The sequence below is a fragment of the Corynebacterium sp. HMSC074H12 genome, assembly GCF_001813755.1.
GTDB lineage: Bacteria > Actinomycetota > Actinomycetes > Mycobacteriales > Mycobacteriaceae > Corynebacterium > Corynebacterium hiratae.
In genome coordinates this window covers 63,225-78,898 of the sequence record NZ_KV813882.1, presented here as the reverse complement: position 1 = coordinate 78,898, position 15,674 = coordinate 63,225, and the positions used below count along the sequence as shown (strand labels likewise).

Here is a 15,674-nt window from a genome sequence, read left to right as displayed (position 1 = left end):
TCATCGCGCGCGGTATGCACAGAGGCGCTACAGTGTTAGCCAGGTTACATCTTGTGTGTGCCTGCCCCCTCTTTATCCCCGTCCGATTTCTCACAACAAGTAGGTATTTCCATGAAGATTCGTCGTACCCTCGTCGCCGCTGGCGCTGCTGCCGCCGTCGCCCTCGCTGGCACCCCGGCTGCTTCTGCCGCACAAGCTCCCGAGCCGCTGGCCACTGTTCTGACCGAGATCACCAACGTCGCTGGCTATGAGGCTCAGAACCTCATCCTCGTCCCGGCGGCGCTGTCCTCCTTGGGCTTCCTGTCGAACCTGCTGTCCTAGTCCAGTTCACTTACCCCCACACCTCACTATTCAAGGAGACCCCATGAAGATTCGTCGTACCCTCGTTGCTCTGACCGCTGCTACCTCCCTGGCTGTAGCTGGCGCCCCGGCCGCTTCCGCCGCTACCTACCCGGAACCGCTCAACCAGGTTATGGATGAGATGGTGAAGTACGGCGGCCCGCAGGCGCCGAACCTTCTTCTCATCCCGGCTGCCCTGTCCTCTCTGGGCATTCTTAACTCTCTGCTTGTGATGACTACGGCATCCTCGCGAGCTTAAGAGTTTCCTGCGTTCGCTGAGGAGCGTTAAACGCACACCGCCCCAACTGCCAAAGTTGAAGCCCGTGATTCGAAGATCCGGGAAAACTTTGGCGGCTGGGGCGGTTCTCTATGAAGAAAAGGCTTACTTGTTCTCGGCGTAGCCCTCGGTGGACTGCGGGTCGCGGTCAAAGTCACCGGACTGCAGCGGGGAGGCGGACACGGTGGCGTCAACCTCGATGGTGCCGGTGTTAAAAGTGAAGGTCACCGGGCGGGCGCCGCCGAAGGCGAAGCCGTCGTTCTCTAGGGTGGTGGCCACGTAGGTGATGTTCTTGTCCTTGCCGTCCTTCGGGAGACGGTCCAGGTTCGTCTGGGAATCAGCGTAGAGGGCGTGATCGCGAGGAAGCGGCTCTGCGCCTTCCAGTGGTACGTCCTGGCCGTCGACGCTCACGGACTCGAGGACGACGTCGTCGACCTTGTAGCCCTGGTTGACGGCCACGAACTTCAGGGAGGTCTCACCGGTGTCCGGCTCAACCTGAATGGTGACGTCACGTACGGCCACCTTGCCATCTTCGGTGCTTGCGGATGCGCCGTCGACAGCAATGACCTTTTCCGCGGTCTGAGCAACATGACCGGCCGAGCAGGACGCCAAGGCCAGCGCGGAGAGGGCGGTAACTGACATGATGGCACCGCAGCGAGCGGCGGACTTCAGGGACTGCACTGTGAGTGTCCTCCATTGAATTGCGATCACAAAGCTTATCAACGCTTTAGCCTAGTACCTCCGCAGTAAAAGCACACAGTTTCCGACAAACCTCTTGGGTAAACCGGGGGTAGCCGCGCTTTATGTTGGCCGTCATCGTGGTGTAAAGCGAGCTGCTCTACGGGCTTGGGTGGGGGAGCAGTGCCGGAAAACTGCGTGCTAGAGTAGATACCCTGTATATGCGGCCCACTGAGAGTACGCCGAGAGCGCACGATGGGCACCGTCTCAAAGGCTTCATAAGGAGTGGCAATGGAATTTAAGGTCGGAGAGGTCGTCGTCTACCCCCACCACGGCGCCGCCAAGATTACGGCGATTGAAACGCGCGAGATGGGCGGCGAGGAGCTCGAGTATCTCGTCCTCCAAATCAACCAATCCGACCTCGTGGTTCGTGTGCCCTCCAAGAACGTTGAGATGGTGGGCGTGCGTGATGTTGTGGGCAAGGAAGGCCTCGAGAAGGTCTTCTCCGTCTTGCGCGAAGAAGACGTGGAGGAGGCCGGCAACTGGTCCCGCCGTTATAAGGCCAACCAGGAGCGCCTTGCATCAGGCGATATCAACAAGGTGGCAGAAGTCGTGCGTGACTTGTGGCGCCGCGATCAGGACCGCGGCCTGTCCGCCGGCGAGAAGCGCATGCTTGCCAAGGCCCGCCAGATTCTGGTCGGTGAGCTTTCCCTGGCTAAGCCGGTCGATGACAAGAAGGCGGACACCATGATGGAGGAAATCAACGCCACCATCGAGCGCCACCGCGCCGCCGGCTTGGTCGAGGACAAGTCCATCACCACCGACATTGACAATGACGTCGATCTCGATGACCTCTCCTTCGACGACGAAGACTAATACCCGCCGCGTGATCGCCCTCGTCGCGGCGGCCGGTCAGGGAACGCGCCTTGGCGCTGATATTCCTAAGGCCTACGTGGAGCTGCGCGGAAGTACCCTGCTTGAGCGCTCCGTGAAGGCCATGATTACCTCGGAATTTGTCGATGAAGTCATCGTTCTCGTCAGCCCCGCCATGGAGGATTATGCCGCCAGCATCCTCGACCGCATCGATTCTGATGTGCCCGTACGCATCGTCCACGGCGGGGGTGAGCGCGCCGATTCCGTCTGGGCGGGCCTGCAAGCCATCCCAGAAGAGGATGCCGTGGTGCTGGTCCACGACGCCGCCCGGGCGTTGACGCCGCCGGGGATGATCGCGCGCGTCGCCAAGCGCGTGCTCGACGGGGCCACCGCAGTTATCCCGGTCCTTCCCGTGGCGGATACCATCAAAGAAGTCGAGGGGACCACGGTGCTGTCTACTCCGGATCGCTCCCGCCTGCGCGCCGTGCAGACCCCGCAGGGTTTTAGCCTGGCCGCGCTGCGCCGCGCCAACCTAGACTATTGGGCGCAGGACCCTGCCTTTGTCGCCACGGACGACGCCAGCCTGATGGAATGGCACGGTGAGCGCGTGGAGACTGTGCAGGGAGATACTTTCGCGTTTAAAATCACCACTCCCATCGACCTCGTCCTGGCGAAGGCCGTGACGGATGAGGCCGAACCGACCATCTTCGAGGTGCCTAGTGACTAACCCCATCATCCCGCGCGTGGGAATCGCCACCGATGCCCATCAGATCGAGCCCGGAAAACCCTGCTGGATTGCAGGCCTTCTCTTTGAGGACGTGGATGGCTGCGAGGGCCACTCCGATGGGGACGTGGTGAGCCACGCGCTTGTCGACGCTCTGCTTTCCGCCTCCAACCTCGGCGACCTCGGCTCCTTCGTTGGCGTGGGCCGGCCGGAGTACGACGGGGTCTCCGGTGCTCAGTTGCTGCGCGAGTGCCGCGAGCTGCTGGAAAAGGAAGGCTTCATTATCGGCAACGCCGCTGCGCAACTGGTTGGTCAGAGCCCCAAGATGGGCCCGCGGCGTAAGGAAGCGGAATCCGTGCTGAGCGACATCCTCGGCGCCCCTGTGTCCGTCTCTGCGACGACGACGGATCACCTTGGCTTCACCGGCCGCAAGGAGGGCCGCGCTGCCGTGGCGACTGCCGTAGTCTGGCGCGCCTAAGCCGTCCCGCGCTAGCCGCCGTACGCGAGTCAATTAGACTAGGCCAGGTGAGTACTTTGCGCATTTTTGATACCGCTACCCGCAGCCAACGTGACTTCGATCCGGTTCGCCCCGGCCACGCGTCGATTTATTTGTGTGGCGCCACCCCGCAGTCCCAGCCGCACATTGGCCACCTGCGCTCCGGCGTTGCCTTCGACATCCTGCGCCGCTGGCTTAGCGCGCAAGGCTATGACGTGGCACTCGTGCGCAACGTCACCGATATCGATGACAAGATCCTCACCAAGGCTGCTGAGAATAACCGCCCCTGGTGGGAGTGGGTCTCCACCTACGAGCGCGAGTTCACCAAGGCCTACAACACCCTGGGCGTTCTGCCCCCTTCGGTGGAGCCGCGCGCGACGGGCTTTGTGACGCAGATGGTGGAATACATGCAGCGGCTTATCGACGCCGGCTTCGCCTACGCCGTGCCTAGCGGCACGGCGGGGGGAGAGGACGAATCCGGTTCCGTTTACTTCGACGTCGCGGCGTGGAATGCCACGGAAGGCTCGGACTACGGCTCGCTGTCCGGCAACCGTGTCGAGGAGATGGAACAGGGCGAAACAGACAACGCTGGCAAGCGCAGCCCGCAGGACTTCGCGCTGTGGAAGGCTGCAAAGCCGGGGGAGCCGTCCTGGCCCACCCCTTGGGGTCGTGGCCGTCCGGGCTGGCACCTGGAGTGCTCGGCCATGTCGACTTACTACCTAGGCGGCGAGTTCGATATCCACTGCGGTGGCTTGGACCTGCAGTTCCCGCACCACGAAAATGAGATCGCACAGTCCCATGCGGCGGGGGATAAGTTCGCCAACTACTGGATGCACAACCACTGGGTCACCATGGCCGGTGAGAAGATGTCGAAGTCCTTGGGCAACGTACTCTCCATTGCCAACATGCTGGAGATCGTCCGCCCGGTGGAGCTGCGCTACTACCTGGGTTCCGCGCACTACCGTTCGGTCCTCGAATACTCTGAGGCAGCGCTGACCGAGGCCGCGGCGGGCTACCGTCGTATTGAGGACTTTGTGGGCAAGTTCGAGGGCGTCGAGAAGGGCCAGTGGACCGCGGCCTTCGAGGACGCAATGAACGATGACATTGCTGTCCCGAAGGCGCTGGCGGAAATCCACACCACGGTGCGCGCGGGCAATAAGGCGCTCAGTGAAGGCAACCGTGAGGAAGCCGAGCGCCTCGCGGGGGCCGTGCGCGCCATGGCCGCGGTTCTTGGCTTTGATCCACTCGATGAACAGTGGAAAGATAGTGGCGAAGAAAGCGGCGCTGATGCGGCACTGGACGTCCTCGTCCGAGCTGAGTTGGAGCGTCGCACCACCGCCCGCGCAGAAAAGGATTGGGCTACTGCGGACGCCGTGCGCGACCGCCTTGCAGCCGCGGGTATTACCATCACCGACACCGCCGACGGCCCCACCTGGTCCTTGGCGGATTAACCGTCCTTGGCAAAGGCCAAGGACAGCACAGAAGTCGAGGACAACAAAGGAGAAGAATTATGGCACGTACCCATGGCCGCGGCGGCGCGGGCGCCCGCAAGTCCAATAAGAAGGGGGCTACGAAGGGCTCTGGTGGTCAGCGTCGCAAGGGCCTGGCCGGCAAGGGCCCTACGCCCAAGGCGGAGGACCGCGTCTACCACGCCAAGCACAAGGCGAAGCTGGAACGCGAGCGCCGCAATTCGGGCCGCCACCAGAAGGAGACCGCGGAGATGGTCGTTGGCCGCAACCCGGTCATCGAGTGCCTGCACGCCAAGGTGCCTGCTACCTCCCTCTACATCGTGCAGGGCACGCGTAATGATGCCCGCCTGTCGGAGGCAGTGGCCATGTGCAATACCCGCAACATCCCGATTCTTGAGGTCCAGCGTCACGAGATGGATCGCATGACCGGCAACGGCATGCACCAGGGCATTGGCCTGCAGATCCCGCCGTACAAGTATGCCGACGTTCATGACCTGATGGATCGGGCCCGCGATGCTCAGGAACCGGGTATGTTCGTCATCCTCGATAACATCACCGACCCGCGCAATCTCGGCGCAGTCATCCGCTCCGTCGCGGCCTTCGGCGGCCACGGCGTTATCATCCCAGAGCGCCGCTCCGCCTCCGTCACCGCGGTGGCTTGGCGTACCTCTGCCGGCACTGCTGCGCGCCTGCCGGTGGCTCGCGTGACCAACGTGACCCGCACGGTTCAGGACTTCCAGAAGGCCGGCTATCAGGTTGTTGGCCTGGATGCCGGAGGCGAGCACACCCTCGATACTTACAACGGTGGCACCGACCCCGTTGTCATCGTCATCGGCTCTGAGGGCAAAGGCATTTCGCGCCTCGTCCGCGAGAACTGCGATGCTATCATGTCCATCCCCATGACCGACTGGGTTGAATCCCTCAACGCCTCCGTGGCGGCAGGTGCGGTGCTTTCCGAGTTCGCCCGCCAGCGTCGCGCGGCCCAGAAGTAGGCTCACGCTTTCGTCGCCATGTTCCTCACGAGTGTGCGTCCCGCCCCGGAGCTTATTGGGGAGGGACTGCCCGGCGTGCCGGAACACATGCGCCGCCTGGGCGTGCTCATCGCAGCGCTGCCGGGCGGCGCCCTGCGTTTGCCTACGCCCGTGACTGTCGTCGTGGGGGATAACGGCGCCGGAAAATCCACGCTGCTCGAGGCCATCGCCGTGGGGCTTGGCGTCAATCCCGAGGGCGGCTCGCGCCACGCCCGGTTTGCCACCGGCGACGAGGACTATCCCGAGTGGCTCATCTGCTCGCGGGCGCACAACCCGCGCGACGTGTACTTCTTGCGCGGCGAGACCTTCCTCAACTTGAGCGAGTATCACCACCAGATCCACAGCCCGGAGAATCCCGATCCGCTCAGTGACCTGCCGTTTCTCAGCCACGGCCAGGGTCTGCTCGCCCTCGTCGAGAGACGCTTCCATTCTGACGGAATGATCATTCTCGACGAGCCGGAAGACGGCTTGTCCTATCCCCGGCAGGTCGAGGTTGTCACGCAGCTCGAGCGCCTCGCCGCCCAGGGCGCGCAGGTCATCCTCGCGACGCACTCGCCAGTCTTCCTCAGCATGCAAGGCGCGACCGTCTACGCGTTCGGCGACAAGGGGATTGCGCCCGTCGCTCCCGAAGCGACGGAAGCTGTCCACGCCGCGCGCGAGTTCCTTGCCGATCCATTGGGGACCGCCGCGTTTCTTATTGGGGAGGGCGAATGAGAGACTTCTATGTCGACGCCTATGCCGCGCTGGACGGCGGCCACGGACCTGAGTGGGTGTCCTCCGTTCCTGGTTTCGTGGCGCTGCGACGCCAAGGACTGGACCTGCGTGCGCCGGTGACCGTGCTGACCGGGGACAACGGGGTAGGAAAGTCGACGCTCGCCGAGGGCATTGCCTTCGAGTACGGCTTTCCTGAGCGCGGTGGGATATGGGGTGTGCAGCGCTCCGCCGGTCCCATCAATCCCCTCCGGAGGTGGGCGAGCCTGCGGCTAGGTACCGCGCCCAAGGACGGCTACTTCCTGCGAGCGGAGGCGCACTACAACGTTGGTTCGACCGCGATGTCGCATGGCGAGTCCGTCATGGACGTCGTGCAGCGTTCCTTTGATGGGCGCGGGCTCTACATCCTCGACGAGCCGGAATCTGGGCTTTCGCTCGTGCGGCAGATGACGCTCATGGCGGAAATCCATCGCGCCGCGGAGGCGGGTGCGCAGTTCATCGTGGTGACGCACTCGCCGATTGTGGCAGCCATCCCCGGTGCGCGGATTGTTGAAATTACAGAAGATGGGTTCTTCCTTGAGCTGCGCGACGTGACACAGACGCTGGCGTTTCAGTCGTTGCGTGAGTTTCTCTACGCCTCCGGATGCTAGATTCAGGGCCGAGAAAGCTGGATGGCGATCTTTACTTCTTGGTTGCTGGCCAGTACTTCACATCTTGAACATTCAGATTGCGTGCGTGTGCCGAATACAAGGTTCTGGAGGATTGGGGTTCCACGGTTTAGAGACGAGGACAACTCGGTCCTTTGCCTGCCGTTTTCACCTTGTACAGATTCAGCTGCGGGTAACTTGAAGAATCTTCGCCAGCAAACCGTGACATCGAGAGTAGATACATGCACAGACGTGTGCAACATCACGCTGGGACGTAATAATTCTCTAGATAACAACGGGTCGCAAGTGTGATTAGTCAGTACTCGAGAAAAGAAAACCTACGCGATGGAACGCGACCTCTACGCGATCGTCAACGACATTGCCGACCACTACAACAAGGTTCACTGAATGATGAACTGAAGGATCTTTTATCCCTTGTAGGCCTTTCATTGCACCACAGTGTTTCCTGCGAGCATGCTTCGCTCGGTATGAAACAGCGTCTAGGAATCGCCAAAGCACTGGTCGGTAATCCACAATTATTGCTTCTCGACGCTCACCTACGAACGGCCTCGACCCGAGGTTGGGGCTGAGTGGAGTGAGACACGATGGGGCGCACGTGCAGTCTAGAGCCCGAAGAATTCCTCCACGAGCTCGGCAGCGATGAAGGAATCCGTGTTTTTACCCAGGCGTGGGTCCAGCTCGTTGCCCGACGGGATGACGTGGCCCATGCCCTCGACGCTCACGAGCTCGACCGGCGCGCCGGTGGCGTCTGCCGGCTCCCAGCGGTCGACAACGGTGTCGGGGAAAAGGTGGGTGCGCTCTGGGCCGGCGGCATGGTTGAGCTCCGCGAAGCGTGCGGCGTTCTCCTGCGCGCCGGTGACGGCACCGCGGGTGCGCTTCGGGTCAATGCCCGCCGTTCCGCCCGTATAGGGCGCGAGCCGGTCGCCCGTGCCGTGGACGAACATGACCGGGGTGGGTTGGTACGCCGAGTCCGGATTGGTGGGCGCATGGTTGGCGCCGGCGCCGAGAGTGGAGGCGAAGATGCAGGCGGCATCGGCAAGCCCGGGGGCGTCGAAGAGCAAGCGGATAACCATCTGCCCGCCGTTGGAGAAGCCGCAGAGGAACACGCGGCTAATCTCCTGCTCCGCGCGCAGCTCGTCGAGGATGGCGCGCGTGAAGGCGACGTCATCGATGCCCAGCTCGCGCGCGGCGACGGGCAGGGTGGCGCGGGCATCGTTAAAGTGCTGTTCCACGCCGGTGGGGTAGACCGCAAGCATGCCGTGGCGGGTGGCGAGGTCATCGAACGTGCCGTTAGTGAAGCGGCGGATGACGTTCGCGGATTGCAGGGAGCCGTGGAAGAACAGGAGGAGGTCTCTCTGGCGATCGACGTCATCATTCGGGCGGTATACGAGGTACGTGCGGGTGCGGTCTTGTAATTCGAGGCTACGGCGTTCCAAAGTCACGCATCTAGCCTAATCCTGATGCGCGCAGTGCTCATCGTGCGTCGAGGTGTGGTGTGTCTCGGCGTCGGCGCGATCGGTGGCGGCGCGGAAGTGTTCCTGGGAGGCGCGGCGGGCGGCGACGTCGTCGCGGACGGCCTTGCGGCTGCGAGCCCAGCCGATGCCGCGGCAGACCAGGTAAATAACAAAAGAGATGCTCGTGACGAAGACCGAGACGGGCAGGCCCGGCGCCAGGGAGAGGACCAGGCCGCCCACGGCGGAGACCTCCGCGAAGATGGTGGACCACACCACCGCGCGCAGCGGGGAGGAGGTAATCTGTACCGCCGCTGCGCCCGGGGTGATGAGCAGCGCCATGACGAGCAGGGAACCGACGATTTGTACGGACTGTGCGGCCGTCAGGCCCACGAGGATGGCGAAACACACCGCCAGAGACTTCACCGGCACGCCGGCGGCTTGAGCCATGACGGGATCCGCGGAAGCGAAGAGCAGCGGGCGCCAGAACAGAGCCACCACGGCAACGATGATGGCGGTCGTCGCGGCGAGCAGCCACACCGACGCGGAGGAGACACCGACAATTTGTCCTGTCAGTAGCGTCATCGCGGTTTTGGCGTTGCCGGGGTAGAGGTGCAGGAACAAAACCGAGAGTCCCAGGCCGAAACTCATGACCACGCCAATAGCGCTGTCCTGTTGTCCCTTGAGCCCCAGCACCGCCAGGATGATGGCCGCGACGATGGCGCCGGCAATCGCGCCGAAGCCGATGTTGAGGCCGAACAGCAAAGCGGCGGCCGCGCCCATAAGCGCGAGCTCCGAGGTAGCGTGCACGGAGAAGGACATTTGGCGTAGGACAATGAGTGAGGTCATCACTCCGGAAAGGATTCCCAGCAGCGCGCAGGCGATGAGCGAGGACTGGACGAAATCAACACCCAGCAGGTACTGGGTGTCCTCGATGAACTTAGACAACGATGAGCCTCCCATCGAGGTTGAGGACGGTCACGGAGGAGCCATAGAGCTCCGAGAGCACTTCGGAGCGCATGACCTCATCGACCGTGCCGAACATGTGACCATTGGGCGCGAGGTAGAGCACCTTATCCACCACGCCCAGCACCGGGTTGATGCCGTGGGTAACAAAAAACACAGAGGTGCTGCGCTCGTGGCGCCACGCATTGAGCTTCTCGACGGTCGCCTGCTGCCGCGCTGGATCCAAAGACAACAGTGGCTCGTCCGCGAGGATGAGCTCTGGGTCGTTGGCTAGGGCCTGGGCTTGGCGGATGAGCTGTTGCTGCCCGCCGGAGAGCTGGCCCACGCGGCGGTTGGCAATGCCGGTGGCGCCAACTTCGGCGAGGAGATCGTCGACGCGGCCCCGAGCAGGGCGTCGATTGCGCAGGGTGCCGTGTGCCAGGGAGAGCGATACGAGGTCCCGGGCGCGCAGGGGCAGGTCTTGGGGAAACATTCTTTGCTGTGGGATAAAACCCACGCGGCAGTTGACGTTCACGCTGCCAGCGGTGAGCTGGCGGGTACCCAAGATTGTTCCCAGCAGCGTGGACTTGCCCACGCCGTTGGGGCCTAAAACGGCGATGAACTCGCCGCGGTCTACGGCGAGGTTCATGTCCGACCACAGCGGTTCTACTGCGGCGTTCTTAAAAGAGATGAGCACTTACACAGCCTCGAGTGCGTTGACGACTTCTTCGTAGTAGTCGAGGAAGTTGGTCTCCTCCGGCGGGGTTTCACCAATCTCTACCACCGGGATGTTCTTATCCTCGGCGGCGGCGCGGATGCGCTTGGTCATGTCGGTTTCGGTCTGTGGGTTAAAGATGAGCAGGTCGATCTTGTCCTGCTTGATGTCCTCAAGGAAGCGGGCCAAATCGGCGGCGGTGGGCTCGCCCTCAGCGACGGTGGCCTTGCGGTAGCCCTCCGGGGTGGCGTCGGTGCTGTCGGTGTACTTGAAGATGTAGTCCGCGATGGGCTCGGTCTGCGCGTAGTTGCGCTGCGGGAGCTTCTCGATGCGTGACTTCAGGCCCTCCACGCGCTCGACCAGGGGATCGGCGGTGGCCTTGGCCTCCGGGTTGGTCTCGTTAACGAGCTCGGCCACTTCGGTCGCCACCTTCTCGATGGCTGCGGCGTCGTACCACACGTGCTCGTTGCCATCGATGTTGGTGACCTGCTCGGGGTGCTCGGCGGCGATCTTCTTGGCCTCGTCCATGGTCACGGTGTCGCCTTCGTGAGCGTGGTCATGGTCATGCCCGTGTTCGTGCGCATGGTCATGCGCACGCTCGTCATGGTCGTGCGCATGGTCGTGCCCTTCTTCATGATCATGCTCGTCATGGTCATGGCCACCATGATCGTGAGCGGTAAGCGGGAGCGCGTGAATGATCTGGTCCTGGTTCTTGACGGCCTGGTAAAGCCAGGCGTCGTAACCGCCGCCACCGGCGATGATGACGTCAGCCTCGTTGGCGCGGGCGATGTCCGCGGCGGTGGGCTCGAAGTGGTGTGGATCCACGCTGTTGCCGCTCACGATGGGGTGAACGTCGATGTTCACGTCGGTCTGCGCGGTGTTGACGACCGCCTGGGCCACATCAGCCCAGATGGAGGTCGAGGCGACGACCTGAATGGTCTCCTTGTCGGAACCGGCATCCGAGCCGCCATCGGCGTTATCGCCGCTGGAAGAACAGGCGGTGAGCGAAGCGGCGCCCAGGGTGGCTGCGAAGAGGAGAGCGGTGGGACGTCGGAAAGCACGGCGTGAGAGGGAAGTGGTCATGCCCCTATTTCTACGTTTAGTGAAAATTGTTGTCAAATGATAATGAGTTGAAAAAGGGTAATGTTGCCGTCATGTCCAAACGCAGCACGACGCTGGCCTCCCTAGCGGCCGAACTTGGGGTTTCGCCCACCACGGTGTCCAACGCGTACAACCGGCCGGACCAGCTGGCGCCTGCCACCCGCGAGCGCATCCTCGCCGCCGCGGCTGAGCGTGGATACACAGGCCCGGATCCCACCGCACGCAGCTTGCGCACGCGCCGCCAAGGTTCACTGGGTGTTCTGCTCACCGAGCACCTTTCCTATGCCTTCGAGGACATGGCTTCTGTGGACTTCCTCGCCGGCATGGCGGAGGCCTCGGCGGGGGCGAGCACGACGTTGACTCTCATCCCTGCCGGGCCGGATACCGCCGGCGCGCCCAACGACGCCCAGGCAGCGCAGCTCGTAGGTTCGGCTGCCGTCGACGGTTTCGTGGTCTATTCCGTGGCGGCGGGTGATGCTTACCTCGACGCCGTGCAGCGCCGTGGCCTGCCGGTGGTGGTGTGTGACCAACCCACGGATTCGGGCCTGCCCTTCGTGGGCATCGATGACCGCGCCGCGATTGCCCCGGCGGCGCAGGCACTTGTCGACGCCTCCCATACCCGCATCGGTATCCTTGCCATCCGACTACACCGCGAACGCCTCGACGGCGAAGTGACGGCCGCACAACTGGCCGCGGCGGACATGCACGTGCAGCGCTCACGTGTATTGGGTGCGCTCGATGTTTTTGCAGACGCGGGACTCGATCCTGCAGACATCCCCGTGGTGACGCGACACATCAACGATTCGCGTACGGCTTACGCGGCCGCGGAGGAGCTGCTGACTAAGTACCCGGATCTCACCGCGGTGTTGTGCACGACGGATTCGATGGCGCTCGGGGTTATGGCTTATGCGCGCGATCATGGAATCGCGGTTCCCGAGCAGCTCTCCGTCACCGGCTTCGATGGCATCGCGCCGGCCCTGGCGCTGGGCCTGAGCACCGTCGTGCAGCCGAACAAGGAAAAGGGGGCGGCGGCGGGGCGCATGCTGGCCAGCCTCATCGAGGGGCGCGGCGAGGTGCCGCGCGTGTTGTTGGAGACCACCTTCCGCCCGGGGCGCACCGTGGCGCCGGTCGGGGCTTAAGAGCTGTGCTGCGCGCGAGCGGCGGCGAGTTCTTCGAGGAACTCTGTCACCGCCGCGATATCGGGCACGCGCAGCGCCGCCTGCGTTGCGCCCTCACCAACCTTGACACCGAGGTCCGGCGGCTGATTGAGCGCGGCGAAGCCGTCTTCGTCGGTGGTGTCATCCCCTAAAAAGACCACCGCTGTGGCCCCGACGCGGTGACGAAGCTTGTCAATCCACGTGCCCTTCGTGGCCTGCGTTGCGGAGAACTCGACGACGCACTTGCCCGCAGTCTTGGGGAAACCATCGGCGCTTAAGGCCTCGCCTTCCGCATAAGCAGCAGCGGCGGCGTCCGGGTCTTGCAACTCCAGCGCCCGCAGGTGCAGCACCCGCTGGAAAGGTTTGATCTCCAGCTCCGCGCCGGGGTGGCGGGCGATAATCTCCTTGATTTCCGCTTCCTTCTTGGCCAAGTAGGCTTCCATCTCCGGGGTGAGCGCGGATTCTTCCCACGAGGATTCGGCCCCATGCGAGCCACCAAAAAGCACCGGCTCGCGCAGCGGGCATACTCGCATCAGGCCATCGAGGTGGCGCCCAGAGAGCACTGCCGCGGTGGTGTTAGGTAGTTGCGCCAAGGCAGCGAGAGCATCCAGCGAGCGCTGCTCGGGGCGCACTGCGTAGGCGTTGCGCGCGAAGCCGGCCAAGGTGCCATCGAAGTCGGAAACAACCGCTAAATGTTCGGCGGCGGCGAGAGCATCAATCATGCTCCCCACCCTAGCGCTGAAACTTCGGAGCTATAGCGCGGCCATGCGGATAATCGGTGAATCCACCTTGTCGGTGCGCAGCGTCAACACGAGTTGGTTGTTGGGGTTGAGCGCGAAGTCGAACTCATGGCCTTCGGCGATGAGGTTGCGCATCAGCGAATCAGCCCATTGCATCGAGCCCTCGCAGTCGCCGCTTCGCGGTGGGCTTTCATAGGTGGCTTTCTCCACCCGCATGACGTCGCCCTCCCAGATCGTGGAGGTTTTGTCATCCTTGTGGAAGGACACCTCAGCGGTAAACGGTACGCAGCCAGTTGAGCCCACCGCAGTGTGCTCACCGAAACTCATGTGCGGCACCTGCGCGGTATCGGCAGGGAGGGAGGAAGGAGCGTCCGGTGAGGTGTAGAGGTTGATGACCTGCCAATCCTTGCCCACGATGCGGTCATCGCCGCGCGGGGCAGGTTCCTCCTCAGCGGAGCTGCATCCAGCTAGGCCAAGCGCAAGCAGCACAGTACTGAGCACAGCGGTGAGCCGGCGCCGCATCATGCTTCCTCCTGGTTCAGTGCGCCGAGGAAGGACTGCGACCACAGCGCGATATCGTGCCGGCGCACCTGCTCGTTCATAGCAATCATGCGCTCGCGCATGGTCTCGGGGGATTCCTCCAGTGCCTTGACCGCGGAGAGCAGCGCACGTTTGATGGATTCGATGTCGAAGGGATTGCACAGGTTGGCTTGGGTAAGCTCTGCTGCCGCGCCCGCAAACTCGGAGAGCACGAGCGCTCCTGTCCCATCGCCGTGGGAGGCCACGTATTCCTTGGCCACTAGGTTCATACCGTCCTTAAACGGCGTGACCAGCATGATGTCCGCGAGCCGGTAATAACGCCGCAGGACGTCCTTCGGTACGGAACTGTGCTGGTAATGCACCACCGGCGCGCCGAGGCGCCCAAAGCGGCCATTGATGCGGCCCACGGCCTCCTCCACCTTTGAACGCGTGGCGCGGTAATGGTCGATGCGTTCGCGCGAAGGAGTAGCCAGCTGGACGAAGGTTACCTCGTGTGGGTCCAGCGCACCGGTCTCGAGGAGCTCCTCGAGACCGGTGAGGCGCTGCAGGATCCCCTTTGTGTAATCCAGACGGTCCACACCCAAAATGACGTGCTTGGGGTTACCCAACTCAGCACGCAGCTGGGCGACGTCCCCCGCATCGCCTCCGTCAGCGAATTCACCCGCCGCAATGGAAATGGGGAAAGCGCCTACCCCGACAGAATGCCCGCTACCGGTCACGATGCGAGCGGTGACCGCGCGGGTGCTGACCTCCCCTTCTACGTCCAGCCCTTGGGTGCGGGCCAGCTCCAAGAAATTGCGGGCGTTGGATTCGAGGTGGAAGCCGATCAGGTTGGCGTCGAGAAGCCCCCGCACCAACTCCTCACGCCACGGCAACTGGCGGAAGAGATCCGGGGACGGGAAGGGAATGTGCAGGAAGAATCCAATGGTGAGGTCGGGGCGTAGCTGGCGCAGGATGCCGGGGACGAGCTGGAGCTGATAGTCCTGCACCCACACCGTGGCATTCTCTGCGGCGACGGCTGCTACCTCGTTGGCAAAACGCAGGTTGACCTCGCGGTAGGCATCCCACCAGTCGCGGTTGTAGACGGGGGTGACGATGAGGTCGTGGTAGAGCGGCCACAGGGTGGCGTTGGAAAAGCCCTCATAGAAGGCCTCAAAATCCTCCTGTGTCAGGCGCACCGGGTGAAGGAGGACACCGTTATCCGTGGTGAAGGGCTCGGGAGCTTCGTCGGCTACGCCCGGCCACCCCACCCAGCAGCCCTGGTGTTCTTCCAAGACCGGGGAGAGCGCGGTGACGAGGCCGCCGGGGGAGGCCTTCCACTCGCGGGTGCCATCGGCGGCGGTCTCGAGGTCCACTGGCAGGCGATTGGCTACGACGACGAAGCTATTGGTGCGCCCGGACATAGCTAGGCCTTCTTTGCGGCCTTTTTAGTTGCCTTCTTCGTGGCCTTCTTAGTTGTCTTCTTGGTGGCTTTCTTCGTGGCCTTCTTAGTCGTCTTCTTCGTGGATTTCTTAGAAGCCTTCTTCGTGGCCTTCTTGCTGCTCTTCTTGGGGGCAGCATCGGCTTGCTCGGCCAGCACCTTGCGGTGGACCAAGCCTTCTGGCTCGACGCCCAGCATCGACATGAGGGTCACGCCGTCGAGGAAATCCTCCGCATAGGTGGCGACAACGCGGCGCGCGGAGCGGGCGGTCTCCTCCTCTACTGCGTGAGTCTGGTCAGCCGCGGGCTGGGTATCTGTGACCTTTGGTGGCACGGAGTC

Annotated in this window: 20 protein-coding genes; 11 read left to right on the top strand and 9 right to left on the bottom strand. The window is 63.1% G+C overall.

Annotated features, from left to right (window positions below; genetic code table 11):
• Nucleotides 1-111: 111 nt before the first annotated feature.
• Nucleotides 112-321, top strand: a complete 210-nt coding sequence (locus HMPREF2932_RS02110) for a hypothetical protein (protein ID WP_049154730.1) — start codon at nt 112-114, stop codon at nt 319-321.
• Between the two features lie 43 nt (nt 322-364).
• A complete protein-coding gene (locus HMPREF2932_RS02105; protein WP_046647225.1) occupies nt 365-598 on the top strand; it encodes a hypothetical protein in 234 nt (77 codons plus the stop codon).
• A 123-nt stretch (nt 599-721) separates the two neighbouring features.
• Here HMPREF2932_RS02105 and HMPREF2932_RS02100 read toward each other — a convergent pair whose 3' ends face one another.
• Nucleotides 722-1,297, bottom strand: coding sequence for a hypothetical protein (locus tag HMPREF2932_RS02100; RefSeq protein ID WP_070511090.1), 576 nt, complete (start codon nt 1,295-1,297; stop codon nt 722-724).
• Between the two features lie 288 nt (nt 1,298-1,585).
• On the opposite strand from HMPREF2932_RS02100, the gene HMPREF2932_RS02095 reads away from it, so the two are divergent.
• The 8 genes from HMPREF2932_RS02095 (at nt 1,586) to HMPREF2932_RS12970 (ending at nt 7,835) form a co-directional block, all read left to right on the top strand.
• Complete coding sequence (locus tag HMPREF2932_RS02095; RefSeq protein WP_046649265.1) at nt 1,586-2,170, top strand: CarD family transcriptional regulator; 585 nt, start codon at nt 1,586-1,588, stop codon at nt 2,168-2,170.
• Complete coding sequence (ispD, locus tag HMPREF2932_RS02090; RefSeq protein WP_071409486.1) at nt 2,142-2,894, top strand: 2-C-methyl-D-erythritol 4-phosphate cytidylyltransferase; 753 nt, start codon at nt 2,142-2,144, stop codon at nt 2,892-2,894. The genes HMPREF2932_RS02095 and ispD overlap by 29 nt, the downstream gene beginning before the upstream one ends.
• On the top strand, nt 2,887-3,369 hold the full coding sequence (gene ispF / locus HMPREF2932_RS02085) for a 2-C-methyl-D-erythritol 2,4-cyclodiphosphate synthase (protein ID WP_071409485.1): 483 nt from the start codon (nt 2,887-2,889) through the stop codon (nt 3,367-3,369). The genes ispD and ispF overlap by 8 nt, the downstream gene beginning before the upstream one ends.
• Nucleotides 3,370-3,416: 47 nt before the next feature.
• Nucleotides 3,417-4,838 carry a cysteine--tRNA ligase gene (gene cysS / locus HMPREF2932_RS02080; protein ID WP_071409484.1) on the top strand — a complete coding sequence of 474 codons (1,422 nt, stop codon included), beginning with the start codon at nt 3,417-3,419 and terminating at the stop codon, nt 4,836-4,838.
• A 59-nt stretch (nt 4,839-4,897) separates the two neighbouring features.
• Nucleotides 4,898-5,848 carry a 23S rRNA (guanosine(2251)-2'-O)-methyltransferase RlmB gene (rlmB, locus tag HMPREF2932_RS02075; protein ID WP_070445974.1) on the top strand — a complete coding sequence of 317 codons (951 nt, stop codon included), beginning with the start codon at nt 4,898-4,900 and terminating at the stop codon, nt 5,846-5,848.
• A gap of 18 nt (nt 5,849-5,866) precedes the next feature.
• Nucleotides 5,867-6,601, top strand: coding sequence for an AAA family ATPase (locus HMPREF2932_RS02070; RefSeq protein ID WP_010188884.1), 735 nt, complete (start codon nt 5,867-5,869; stop codon nt 6,599-6,601).
• A complete protein-coding gene (locus HMPREF2932_RS02065; RefSeq protein WP_010188886.1) occupies nt 6,598-7,248 on the top strand; it encodes an AAA family ATPase in 651 nt (216 codons plus the stop codon). The genes HMPREF2932_RS02070 and HMPREF2932_RS02065 overlap by 4 nt, the downstream gene beginning before the upstream one ends.
• A 305-nt stretch (nt 7,249-7,553) precedes the next feature.
• Nucleotides 7,554-7,835: an ATP-binding cassette domain-containing protein gene (locus tag HMPREF2932_RS12970; RefSeq protein WP_080975062.1), complete on the top strand. Its 282-nt coding sequence runs from the start codon at nt 7,554-7,556 to the stop codon at nt 7,833-7,835.
• A 33-nt stretch (nt 7,836-7,868) separates the two neighbouring features.
• Here HMPREF2932_RS12970 and HMPREF2932_RS02060 read toward each other — a convergent pair whose 3' ends face one another.
• Genes HMPREF2932_RS02060 through HMPREF2932_RS02045 form a run of 4 tightly spaced genes read right to left on the bottom strand, consistent with a single transcriptional unit; the run spans nt 7,869 to nt 11,460 of the window.
• Entirely contained in the window at nt 7,869-8,708 is an 840-nt protein-coding gene (locus HMPREF2932_RS02060) for a CE1 family esterase (protein WP_049154736.1), read from the bottom strand.
• 9 nt (nt 8,709-8,717) lie between these two features.
• Entirely contained in the window at nt 8,718-9,680 is a 963-nt protein-coding gene (locus tag HMPREF2932_RS02055) for a metal ABC transporter permease (RefSeq protein WP_175973284.1), read from the bottom strand.
• Nucleotides 9,658-10,359, bottom strand: coding sequence for a metal ABC transporter ATP-binding protein (locus HMPREF2932_RS02050; protein ID WP_071409483.1), 702 nt, complete (start codon nt 10,357-10,359; stop codon nt 9,658-9,660). The genes HMPREF2932_RS02055 and HMPREF2932_RS02050 overlap by 23 nt, the downstream gene beginning before the upstream one ends.
• A complete protein-coding gene (locus HMPREF2932_RS02045) occupies nt 10,360-11,460 on the bottom strand; it encodes a metal ABC transporter solute-binding protein, Zn/Mn family (RefSeq protein WP_071409482.1) in 1,101 nt (366 codons plus the stop codon).
• 71 nt (nt 11,461-11,531) lie between these two features.
• On the opposite strand from HMPREF2932_RS02045, the gene HMPREF2932_RS02040 reads away from it, so the two are divergent.
• Entirely contained in the window at nt 11,532-12,617 is a 1,086-nt protein-coding gene (locus tag HMPREF2932_RS02040) for a LacI family DNA-binding transcriptional regulator (RefSeq protein WP_070511070.1), read from the top strand.
• On the opposite strand, the gene otsB is transcribed toward HMPREF2932_RS02040, so the two are convergent.
• The 4 genes from otsB to HMPREF2932_RS02020 are packed head-to-tail and all read right to left on the bottom strand — an operon-like array spanning nt 12,614 to nt 15,668.
• Nucleotides 12,614-13,357 (bottom strand): trehalose-phosphatase, encoded by a 744-nt coding sequence (gene otsB / locus HMPREF2932_RS02035; protein WP_070511068.1) that lies wholly within the window; start codon nt 13,355-13,357, stop codon nt 12,614-12,616. The two genes, HMPREF2932_RS02040 and otsB, sit on opposite strands and share 4 nt — an antisense overlap.
• A gap of 30 nt (nt 13,358-13,387) precedes the next feature.
• Nucleotides 13,388-13,900 (bottom strand): hypothetical protein, encoded by a 513-nt coding sequence (locus tag HMPREF2932_RS02030; RefSeq protein ID WP_070511065.1) that lies wholly within the window; start codon nt 13,898-13,900, stop codon nt 13,388-13,390.
• Nucleotides 13,897-15,318, bottom strand: coding sequence for an alpha,alpha-trehalose-phosphate synthase (UDP-forming) (locus HMPREF2932_RS02025; RefSeq protein ID WP_071409481.1), 1,422 nt, complete (start codon nt 15,316-15,318; stop codon nt 13,897-13,899). The genes HMPREF2932_RS02030 and HMPREF2932_RS02025 overlap by 4 nt, the downstream gene beginning before the upstream one ends.
• A gap of 2 nt (nt 15,319-15,320) precedes the next feature.
• Complete coding sequence (locus HMPREF2932_RS02020) at nt 15,321-15,668, bottom strand: hypothetical protein (RefSeq protein WP_046649277.1); 348 nt, start codon at nt 15,666-15,668, stop codon at nt 15,321-15,323.
• Nucleotides 15,669-15,674 lie beyond the last annotated feature (6 nt).